The sequence below is a fragment of the Ruegeria sp. HKCCD7628 genome, from assembly GCF_057221005.1.
Window position 1 is genome coordinate 213,006 of the sequence record NZ_JBWVBA010000008.1, and the last position, 7,932, is coordinate 220,937.

Below are 7,932 nucleotides of genomic sequence, written 5' to 3' on the forward strand. Positions count from 1 at the left end.
AGTGTCGTAAAAATTTTACAAAACAGACCGGGGTTTTGGGCGCTGTAAGCACGGCTAAAAGCCTTGCCGAACAAGTCTTGAACGTCAGGGCGAGACGGTTTAAACGGTCCCCCGCTGCCTCAATAGCTCAGCTGGTAGAGCAGGTCCTTCGTAAGGACAAGGTCGGGGGTTCGAGTCCCTCTTGAGGCACCAAATATCATTGTAATGTATTAATTTTTAAAATTTTAATGATCAGCTTGATATTCATCCCCTGAATTGTCCCCCGAATTTTTGTTGATGCCTGATGATCCTGGGCTGGTTTCAATTCCATGCCCATCGCCCACTTCCCACTGTAAGAATGACCATACTATTTAGCACGTCCGCTTTGGCTCAGGAGCGGACCGTCGCCAAACCTGACTGAGCGTACGCTTAGCGGACAAGCCAGCATTCAGTTCGGCCGGGTTTCGCGCCGATGGAGCTTCTTGAGTTACATCAAATCTGCGAACGCGATGCATTGCTAAGTTCGAACACCGAATCAGCAGATCCCGACATGCGGCACCCGTTTTCAAACTTGGCGGGTTGGCCAATTGCTTTCTGCACGGGGAGAATTGTTTGGGAGGAAGAAATGTTTGGACTCATAATGGTTCCGGTCGATTTGGAGCATGAAGAGAGCCTTGGGCTGGCCCTGTCTTGTGCCGCTGACCTGGCACGCATTCACAATTCGAAAGTCTGCTACGTCGGGGCGACCATGTCAGCTCCCACCACATTGGGTCACACGCCGGCCGAATATGAGAAAAAGTTGGTTGATTTCACGGAGGGACAGGCAAACCAATATGGGCATGCCGTGTCTCACAAGATGATGATTGCCCATGATCCCACGACCGACATCGACGACGTTCTGCTCAAGGCCGTGAAAGAGACCGGCGCGGATCTTGTAGTGATGGCGACGCACAAACCGGGTGTCGCGGACTATATCTGGCCATCTAATGGTGGACGAGTTGCTTCTCACGCCGACGCATCGGTCTTCTTGGTCCGCAGCTAAACCTGGCCGTATCGAGCAAAGTCCGTGGTCTGAAAAAACCGAACGCTTGGGTCGATTTCACGTCAGCAGCGGGCTCAACGCAGTCGCTCGCTGCGCTTTGCACGAATGACCGCTTTTCGGTGAAAGCAGCCATCAACGGATTGCATCGTCAATGTCCGCTTTGCGGATAAAACGGCCTTTCGCAACAACACTCTTAAGGTACAAGCAGGCCGAGGTAACTCCGTTCCTTCCAGTATGAAAGTATCGTGCAAGTTTACGCAAAGATCGTTTCGACGGATGCAGCTAAACGAACTAAAACTTCAAGATTTTTGCGCGACAATATAGCGGCTCTGAAGCATTGAGGCTTGATCAGAAGTATAAAGCACGTCGAAGCCTGCGGACGCGATTTTCCTTTCAAGCACTGATCCAGACACAAAATGCACAAACGGGGCTTTCCCAAGAGCCTGCATGATTGGGATGGCGATCCGACTGATCATCGCATACTTGAAACCACCGCTCTCAGGTGCGCAGACGGTTTTGGATATGAAAAGCCCACCGGGTTTTGTAAGCGCCGAAATGTGCTCGAGCGCTTGGTCCAAATCAGGCAGAAGATGAAGCAAATTATGCGCCAAGATCGCATCGTAAGAACCTTCATCTAAACCGTGCTCAAGAACTTCAGCCACCTTGAAAGTGACGTTCTCCAATCCTTCTTTAGCACGCTTCTCATCGGCAATCTTGATCATGCCCGGAGCGAGATCCGTGGCAGTGACATGGGCGACATGCGGTGCAAGCAGCAGCGCGGTTGAACCCGTCCCGCACCCGATTTCCAGTACGTTGTCCTCCGCTTTCAGGTACGACTTAGTGAGCTCGAGTGTTTTCAGATACCCTTCCATGTTGCGGATTGGGTCTGCCGCATACTTTTGCGAGATATTGCTCCAGAACGCGGCATCCTTGGACAAAGCAGTCATTTCATTACTCTTAAAAAAGGTTGTCGCCGTATCCTTTACTTCCAAACAATCATTTATGGAATTGCCGCAATTTGCAGAAGTGTTATGCATAAATGCATGAACTGGAATGCAATCAATTTCGACTGGAACCAGGTGCGGTCCTTTCTTGCGACAGCCGAAGAAGGCTCGTTTTCCGCAGCGGCACGCGTTCTTGAGCAAACTCAACCCACTGTTGGCCGTCAAGTTGCTGCGCTGGAAACGGCCCTTGGCATCACTCTGTTTGAAAGAGTCGGCAAGTCGCTCAATTTGACGACTGCTGGCGCCGAGCTTTTGTTGCATGTCAGAGAAATGGCGGATGTGGCGAACAGGATTTCTCTTACTGCGACAAGCCAGTCGCAAGCTGTTGAAGGGCAAGTCAGGATTACTGCGTCCGATGTGATGTCTGCCTATCAGCTGCCACCTATACTGAAAAAGATCCGACTTGCGGCACCGCGACTAGAGATCGACATCGTTGCTGCAAATGACATACGAGACATACAGCGACGTGAGGCTGATATCGCCATCCGACATGTGCGTCCAACTCAGCCGGATCTGACAGCAAAGCTCGTCGCCGAGGCCACGGCCCATTTTTACGCAGCACCTTCGTACCTTGATCAGGTGGGACGGCCAAAAAATGAAAACGAACTTGCGAAATTGGACTTTGTCGGGTTTGGGGACATCGACACGATGATCGGTTTTCTCGATCCGGCGGGCATTAAAGTAACCCGAAAAAGCTTCAGGATTGGCTCACAAAGCGGGATTGTATCCTGGCAACTGGTGCGCCAAGGTTTTGGCATAAGTGTAATGTCGGATGATGTGGCTGCCTTAACACCTGGTGTGGAGCGCGTGCTCCCCGACCGCGAGCCGTTTAAGTTCCCGATTTGGCTGGCGACACACTCCGAGTTACATACCGCACGAAGGATCAGGTTGGTATTTGATCAACTGGCGGACCAACTTAGCGCAGGGACCATCAGGTAATCCGGGAGTTCGTTCTATGTCACAGGCTATTCCAACGCTTCACTTGCTATGCGGCAAAGTCGCTTCTGGAAAATCTACTCTGGCAGCGGAACTAGCGGAAAGAGACGCAGTCGTGCTCATTTCAGAAGATGAATGGCTTAGCACCCTGTTTGGCGACCAGATGAAGTCCCTGCAGGACTACGTGAATTGCGCTTGGAAACTGCGACCGGTCATGGGGCGTCACGTGGCTTCTTTGCTGAAGGCTGGCGTTTCAGTGGTTCTCGATTTTCCAGCGAACACAATTGAAAATAGAGCTTGGATGCGCGACTTGCTGAAAGACACGGCTGCGCAGCACCACCTTCACTTTTTGGATTTGCCAGATGAAGTTTGTCTGCACAGGCTGCATAAGCGCAACAGAGAAGGCGCGCATGCCTTTGCACCAACAGAAGATCAATATCGCCGTATTGCGCGGCATTTCGTGCCACCATTACCCGAAGAAGGTTTCAACATCATAACTCACCGTCAGTGGCGGCGGCACCAAACATGTTTCGAGCACCTACTCTGCATCGACGGATGGCTAATGCTCACAGACAGCTTTCACGGGGTCTCAAGTCCGGAGTACGCGCGGCAACAAGAGGTGCATGCGTGTGTGTCCTTCATGGCTCAAGGCGAAGGCAAAACCGCAATGTCGTTTACACCGATTATTGGTTAACGTACGTCACTGGCGGGCTCGAGCAACGCACTGGCCAGTACTGGCTCCAGCGACCACCTTCAGAATAGTTCAGCGCCGTCAATGCAGCACGGACGAAGGTAAATGGCACTGAGTATTTTGCAAATACGTTGTCAAAACACTCCTAGCTTGGTTTCACCGGACGCAATCACTTAACAACTGCCCTGAGTTGGTGCTTGGTGCTCGTCCAAAACCCCTGAAATAAGTCTGCAAGATGTGATAGGAAATACTGTCATAAGATCGTTATGCAAAAGCGGCAACAATTCTCGTTGCCAGCCAATTCGAAAGGTCACCCATGTCATTTTCCAGCCGCTCGTCAATTTCGCGTCGCCAGTTTCTTGCAACAACAGCCGGTGCAGCGGCGATCACCTTGCATCCTTTTTCAGTTCTGGCTGCCAACAACCAAGCGCATTTGCGCATTATGGAAACAACCGACATCCACGTCCATGTGTTCCCTTATGACTATTATGCTGACAAACCCCGTGACACCGTGGGCTTGTCCCGTACGGCCTCAATCATCAACGAAATTCGCTTTGAGGCGACAAATTCGATCTTGGTCGACAATGGTGACTTTCTTCAAGGGAACCCGATGGGTGACTACATCGCCTATGAGCGTGGCATGAAAGAAGGGGACGCCCACCCCATTATCACCGCGTTCAACATCGTTGGCTATGATGCCGCAACTCTGGGCAATCACGAATTCAACTACGGGCTGGATTTCCTGGAAAAATCACTCGCGGGTGCGGAGTTCCCGGTCGTTTTGGCCAATGTTTCAAAGGCACAAGGTGCAACTCCGCGTGACGACAAAACGCTGATCAAGCCTTATGCAATCATCGACCGTGAAATCGAAATGGGCGATGGGGCTAAGCACTCGATCAAAATTGGAGTAATTGGATTTACGCCGCCGCAGATCATGAACTGGGATCGAAAGCACCTGGAAGGCAATGTTCAAACCCGCGATATCGTCGAAACCGCGCGGGCATACGTGCCAGAGATGAAAGAACAAGGTTGTGACCTAGTCATCGCCCTTTCACACTCTGGGATCGGCGACGCCAATCATGTCGACGGTATGGAAAACGCATCAGTCGTTTTGGCGGGTGTTGACGGGATCGACGCGTTGGTCACGGGCCACAATCACCTTGTCTTCCCCTCGCCGACATTTTCGGACCGACCCGGCATCGATGTCGAAAAGGGCACCCTTATGGGCAAACCTGCTGTCATGGGCGGCTTCTGGGGTTCACATCTTGGTTTGCTGGATCTGCTGCTGGAACGGGAAGGAAATGAGTGGCGTGTGGTTACCACTACGTCTGAGGCCCGTGCGATTTCCCAACGCAATGAAGACCGCTCAATCACCGCTTTGGTCGGAGACGATCAGAAGGTTCTCGACTCGGTTGCGAAGGATCACGACGAAACGCTCGCCTATGTCCGTCGAGCAGTTGGCAAGACATCCGCTCCATTGCACAGCTATTTCGCGCTGGTTGCTGATGATCCGTCTGTTCAGATCGTTTCAATCGCGCAGAAATGGTATGTCGAAGAAATGCTAAAAGGCACCGAGCATGAAGGTTTGCCGATCCTGTCAGCGGCGGCGCCGTTCAAGGCGGGTGGTCGCGGAGGCCCCGACTATTACACCGATGTCCCGGTTGGGGATGTTGCCATAAAAAATGTGGCTGATCTGTATCTCTATCCAAATACGGTGCGCGCGGTGCGAGTGAACGGTGTTCAGCTGCGTGGTTGGCTGGAGCGATCGGCCGGAATGTTCAACACGATCGAGTCAGGCTCAGAAGACGCGGTTCTACTGAATCCTGAGTTTCCGTCTTACAATTTCGATGTAATGGATGGTGTGACATATCAGATCGACCTGTCAAAACCGCCGCGCTTTGGACCAAAGGGCGAAGTGGCGAATCCCGATGCAGCCCGAATTGTGAACTTGTCCTTCCAAGGTGAACCGGTCACTGATGACATGGAGTTCATCATTGCCACCAACAATTATCGTGCATCGGGCGGCGGTTCGTTCCCTGGCGCACTGGGTGATACAATCGTATTCGAGGCCCCAGACACCAATCGCGACGTCATTGTGCGCTATATTGTTGAACAGGGAACGATCAACCCAAAAGCCGACGCCAATTGGTCCTTTGCGCCTCTTGAGAACACAACCGTTCTTTTCGAAACCGGCCCAAAGGCCCGAGACTACATTGGCGACGTCAAAGGCGTTTCAATCGAAGAGGCCGGAGAAGGCACAGACGGTTTCGCGGCTTTCCGCATCAAGCTCTAGTTCAATCTCATTTGCATACTTTGGGGGAGCTGGGGGTCAACTAAAGCAGCTATCATCTGGCTTATGCTGACCGCCCGCCTGCGATGTTCAAAAGCTATCAGTGGTCAGAATGAACGTCTGCTTTGGGCTCGAAGCAGACATTCGCTACACTCGGCATGAGCAACCGTTTTGCGGGACAAAGCCGACCTTGCAGAAAAGTGAGGGAATCCTTGAAAAAGCTTGCTTCCGCTGGGATGGTTTCTCCGACAGAATTTTCTGAGGAAATTAGAATGCATTTTCCCAAACTTGCCGCGGTTTCGTCGGTTTTTCTCACTATAGCCAGTTCGCAAGCGCTCTCCCAGGATGGGGGGCCGATACTGTTCACAAACGTCAACGTGTTTGATGGTGTGAATGAGAAAATGATTACAAATGCCAATGTCGTTGTAACCGACAATCTGATCACAGATGTGTCCTCAGAACCCCTCGCCGTCGCCAATGGTATCGTGATCGACGGCGGCGGGCGCACGTTGATGCCGGGCCTGATCGACGTACACTGGCACACGCTTTACTGTTGCAATCCGCAGAGTGTGGTTGTGACCGGCGATATTCTTGAAGTCGCGGTGCGGGGTGCCATCGGGTCCGAAGGCACGTTAATGCGCGGCTTTACAACGGTGCGCGACGTTGGCGGCAATTCATTTGCCATAAAACGGATGATTGACGCAGGCGAGATCGAAGGCCCCCGTATCCTGCCGTCCGGCCCACCCGTGACACAAACCGGCGGCCACTTTGACTATCGCCCCTACCAAGCGGTTCCGACGAACGGCGCGGATTCGCAATGGTACTGGTACAGCGTTGGTTTGATGGCGCAGGCTGATGGTGTTCCGGAAGTGGTCAAACGCGCGCGTGAAATCATGCGCATGGGCGCAAGCCAGCTTAAGATTTCCACCGGTGGCGGGGTGTCATCCACTTATGACCCTCTGGATGTACGCCAATATACCAAGGCCGAAATCGAGGCTTTCGTAGAGGTGGCCGACACCTACAACACCTATGTTGCTTCTCATGTCTTCACGGACGAGGCCGTGGAAATTGCCGTTGCCGCTGGCGTTAAGTCCATCGAGCATGGCTTCTTGATGAGCCGCGAAACGATGGAACTGATGCGCGACAATGAAGTTTGGTTGTCAGTGCAGCCCCTGCTGGATGACGAGGATGGCTTTTCTTTCGACGACCCTGTTAGCCAGCAGAAATGGATCGACGTCACCAACGGTACAGATTTCACCTACAAAACGGCGAAAGAAGTTGGCGTGAAAGTCGCCTTTGGCACCGATATCCTGTTCGATCCCAAACTGGCCGAACGTCAAGGCGCGTTCCTTGCCAAATTGCAGCGCTGGTACACGCCATACGAGGTGCTGAAAATGGCGACTTCAACCAATGCTGAACTGCTCAAACTCTCAGGCCCGCGCCACCCCTATCAACAAGGTGATTTGGGTGTAATCGCAAAGGGCGCTTATGCCGACTTAATCCTTGTGGACGGCAATCCGCTGCAAGATATCGACCTGATCGCAGACCCGCATGAGAATTTCGATCTGATCATGAAAGACGGCAAAGTCTACAAGAACACGCTGGACTGAGTTCCAGATGAAGTCCTTTGCTCAAAGCATATTTTGTAACGACTGCTTTGGGCTCAAAGCAGCCTTTCGCTGCGGCTCACGCAAATGGTCGCTTTGGGCGCCCCCCCGAAGGCGACCCGAAGTTGCTAGATTTCAATGTCTTCGGCGATTGCTAGCGCATCCTCCAGCTCGACGCCGAGATACCTGACGGTGCTGTCCATCTTCGTATGCCCCAACAGGAGCTGAACGGCGCGAAGATTGCCTGTCTTCTTGTAAATCTGGGTCATCTTCGTCCGCCTCATCGAATGCGTACCGTATGCGCTCGTCTCAAGACCGATCGATTTGACCCAATCGCGGACGATCCGCGCATACTGGCGGGTCGAGATATGCAGCCGCTCGTG

Annotated in this window: 7 protein-coding genes and 1 tRNA gene; 6 read left to right on the forward strand and 2 right to left on the reverse strand. The window is 52.6% G+C overall.

Going from position 1 to position 7,932, the window contains the following annotated elements; all coding sequences use genetic code 11:
* Window positions 1–116 precede the first annotated feature (116 nt).
* Together AC2TAD_RS16745 and AC2TAD_RS16750 are read left to right on the forward strand one after the other, a co-directional pair.
* Window positions 117–192: transfer RNA gene (locus tag AC2TAD_RS16745), tRNA-Thr, on the forward strand.
* A 412-nt stretch (window positions 193–604) separates the two neighbouring features.
* Window positions 605–1,021: a universal stress protein gene (locus tag AC2TAD_RS16750; RefSeq protein ID WP_480869022.1), complete on the forward strand. Its 417-nt coding sequence runs from the start codon at window positions 605–607 to the stop codon at window positions 1,019–1,021.
* A gap of 299 nt (window positions 1,022–1,320) precedes the next feature.
* On the opposite strand, the gene AC2TAD_RS16755 is transcribed toward AC2TAD_RS16750, so the two are convergent.
* Complete coding sequence (locus AC2TAD_RS16755) at window positions 1,321–1,968, reverse strand: class I SAM-dependent methyltransferase (RefSeq protein WP_353392616.1); 648 nt, start codon at window positions 1,966–1,968, stop codon at window positions 1,321–1,323.
* A gap of 96 nt (window positions 1,969–2,064) precedes the next feature.
* Between AC2TAD_RS16755 and AC2TAD_RS16760 the strand changes: the two genes are divergently transcribed.
* The 4 genes from AC2TAD_RS16760 (at window position 2,065) to AC2TAD_RS16775 (ending at window position 7,552) form a co-directional block, all read left to right on the forward strand.
* Window positions 2,065–2,964, forward strand: coding sequence for a LysR family transcriptional regulator (locus AC2TAD_RS16760; RefSeq protein WP_353392617.1), 900 nt, complete (start codon window positions 2,065–2,067; stop codon window positions 2,962–2,964).
* Between the two features lie 16 nt (window positions 2,965–2,980).
* Window positions 2,981–3,655, forward strand: coding sequence for a P-loop nucleotide/nucleoside kinase family protein (locus AC2TAD_RS16765; protein WP_480869024.1), 675 nt, complete (start codon window positions 2,981–2,983; stop codon window positions 3,653–3,655).
* Between the two features lie 313 nt (window positions 3,656–3,968).
* Window positions 3,969–5,945 carry a bifunctional 2',3'-cyclic-nucleotide 2'-phosphodiesterase/3'-nucleotidase gene (locus AC2TAD_RS16770; RefSeq protein ID WP_480869026.1) on the forward strand — a complete coding sequence of 659 codons (1,977 nt, stop codon included), beginning with the start codon at window positions 3,969–3,971 and terminating at the stop codon, window positions 5,943–5,945.
* A 269-nt stretch (window positions 5,946–6,214) separates the two neighbouring features.
* Window positions 6,215–7,552: a metal-dependent hydrolase family protein gene (locus AC2TAD_RS16775; protein ID WP_480869027.1), complete on the forward strand. Its 1,338-nt coding sequence runs from the start codon at window positions 6,215–6,217 to the stop codon at window positions 7,550–7,552.
* A gap of 125 nt (window positions 7,553–7,677) precedes the next feature.
* On the opposite strand, the gene AC2TAD_RS16780 is transcribed toward AC2TAD_RS16775, so the two are convergent.
* The coding region (locus AC2TAD_RS16780) for a tyrosine-type recombinase/integrase (RefSeq protein WP_480869029.1) at window positions 7,678–7,932 on the reverse strand (255 nt) is incomplete at its 5' end.

Excerpts from the sequence above, each read along its gene's own strand:
- AC2TAD_RS16750 (WP_480869022.1), top strand. The coding sequence starts at position 605 with ATGTTTGGACTCATAATGGTTCCGGTCGATTTGGAGCATGAAGAGAGC.
- AC2TAD_RS16755 (WP_353392616.1), bottom strand. The coding sequence starts at position 1,968 with ATGACTGCTTTGTCCAAGGATGCCGCGTTCTGGAGCAATATCTCGCAA.
- AC2TAD_RS16760 (WP_353392617.1), top strand. The coding sequence starts at position 2,065 with ATGAACTGGAATGCAATCAATTTCGACTGGAACCAGGTGCGGTCCTTT.
- AC2TAD_RS16765 (WP_480869024.1), top strand. The coding sequence starts at position 2,981 with ATGTCACAGGCTATTCCAACGCTTCACTTGCTATGCGGCAAAGTCGCT.
- AC2TAD_RS16770 (WP_480869026.1), top strand. The coding sequence starts at position 3,969 with ATGTCATTTTCCAGCCGCTCGTCAATTTCGCGTCGCCAGTTTCTTGCA.
- AC2TAD_RS16775 (WP_480869027.1), top strand. The coding sequence starts at position 6,215 with ATGCATTTTCCCAAACTTGCCGCGGTTTCGTCGGTTTTTCTCACTATA.